Origin of the sequence: Chamaesiphon sp. VAR_48_metabat_403, assembly GCF_031422475.1 — a bacterium.
Taxonomy (GTDB): Bacteria; Cyanobacteriota; Cyanobacteriia; order Cyanobacteriales; family Chamaesiphonaceae; genus Chamaesiphon.
In genome coordinates this window covers 1-1,734 of sequence record NZ_JANPLS010000202.1, presented here as the reverse complement: position 1 = coordinate 1,734, position 1,734 = coordinate 1, and the positions used below count along the sequence as shown (strand labels likewise).

Here is a 1,734-nt window from a genome sequence, read left to right as displayed (position 1 = left end):
AACAGGCTATTAGTAGTCTGCGAACCAATCTGATCGAGAAACTAGAGACAGTCGAAGTAATTTCGCTAGAATTGCCCATGAACCATCACAGAGAGCAAGATCGGGGATGGTTGAAATCTGCGGGAATATTCAAGACAGATCCACAATTTGAAGAATTTCAACAAGAGATTCAATCCTACCAAGATGAATTGGATAGTTTGAATTCTTAGTGCATCGAACAGATAACCATTATGAGCATGTGAGTTTTAGATATTGTCGGGGTCGTTGGGAGCGGCGACGATCGGTTCGGTAATTGTATTAAGATCGATCTCGATGATTTCCGCGTATTCGGCCAAAAGTGTTTCAATCCGCTGCTGATTTTCATGCTTGACAATCAGTAAGACACGAATGCTTTCAGCTAATAAATCATCAGCACTTACTGTTCCTGTATGAACATCATCAAGTAATTGTAGAGCCGCTTTGTAAAGTTCTGGTGGTCGTCCGACTAGGTTAGTATTTGGCGTGAGTGGTTCGCTGCGGTTGCGGAGTGCGGGTGTGAGGAATGCAGTTGTGGTATTGCAGGGAAGACGATGCTCGGCGATGAATTGTCCGATATACGCTTCATCATAAGTACGACCAGAAAATGTATCGGTGCCATCAATTTCTGTGTATGGTTTACGAATATCTATTTGTGGTTTGTGAATCTTTGCCAAACAACAGGATAATATCAACCGAGATAAAGCCTTATTGCGAATATTGCGACAAATTAATTCTACTCTTTGGCGAACAACCTCATTATTTACGATCGAATTAGTTATGTCAGTGTTGGCTCTTTGGAGCGCGATTGCGAGGATTTCTGGTGGTGTGTCCATGCTATTTCCTTCGGTGGTTCGTAGTTCGTCCACAGTACTTCAGTCCGTGCTGATTTAACCGAATGACAGATTTTTGTGGGGGATTCAACGATATACCAGTCACTATATAATTCATCCATCAAATCGCAATGATAACTCGATAAAGCGACTTTTCCTTGGACATTCCTGAGTACTGCTGCGAGTTCTCGATGATCTGTATCGGTCATTTCATGTGCGTATGCTTTGGAATCGCCACGGGCACCGTGTGGGTAAGGTGGGTCGCAATAAAATAGAGTTTCCGCACTATCATACCGTCGGATGACATCGATCGCGGGTGCATTCTCGATTTGAACGCGCAATAGTCTTTGAGCGATGAGTGATAAATCGTCGATACTACCGAGCCACCGAGACACCGCACCTGACATTCCAGCGCGACTGGTTAATAGGCAATGCGCCCAACGTCCAGCGCTGGATGTTTGAGCGAGTCCGGTTCGCACTTGTCTAGCACACACGAAAAAACGCCGAGCGCGTTCTAGTTCGGTAATTCCTTCCGTCTGGCGTTGGCTTGCTAATGCTAGTTCTTCACGAGAGAAAGGTGTTAAACCGATGGCTTCTATCAAGCGCTCCTTTTGGTCGCGGAGGACGCGAAAAAAATTCACGACTTCGCTGTGGATATCGTTGTAAGTTTCAACGGGAGATAGAGGGCGATTGATGATCGCAGCAGCGGAGCCACCAAATACGTCGCAAAAATGTTGTGATGGTGGTAGTAGGGGTAGCAGCCAGTCGAGGTGGCTATACTTCCCGCCATACCAGCCAAATGCGACTGCCTAGCGGCGCGCTTCGCGTTCGATTTTCCCATAGTCTCTAGTTTTGATTAAAGTTATATAAATAGACCCAAAGATAG

The 1,734-nt window shown here is 45.6% G+C and carries 1 protein-coding gene and 2 pseudogenes; 1 reads left to right on the top strand and 2 read right to left on the bottom strand.

The genetic code is table 11. From position 1 onward, the window contains the following. Positions 1-209, top strand: a pseudogene (locus RMO79_RS09500) (hypothetical protein); the annotation flags it as partial. 36 nt (positions 210-245) lie between these two features. Here RMO79_RS09500 and RMO79_RS09495 read toward each other — a convergent pair. Further along, on the bottom strand, positions 246-851 hold the full coding sequence (locus RMO79_RS09495; protein WP_310482885.1) for a hypothetical protein: 606 nt from the start codon (positions 849-851) through the stop codon (positions 246-248). Further along, positions 794-1,654: pseudogene (locus RMO79_RS09490) on the bottom strand (DNA adenine methylase); the annotation flags it as partial. The gene RMO79_RS09495 and the pseudogene RMO79_RS09490, both read right to left, overlap by 58 nt. Positions 1,655-1,734: the final 80 nt, after the last annotated feature.

Bases quoted from the DNA above. Each gene is read 5' to 3' on its own strand.
- RMO79_RS09495 (WP_310482885.1), bottom strand. From the start codon at position 851: ATGGACACACCACCAGAAATCCTCGCAATCGCGCTCCAAAGAGCCAAC.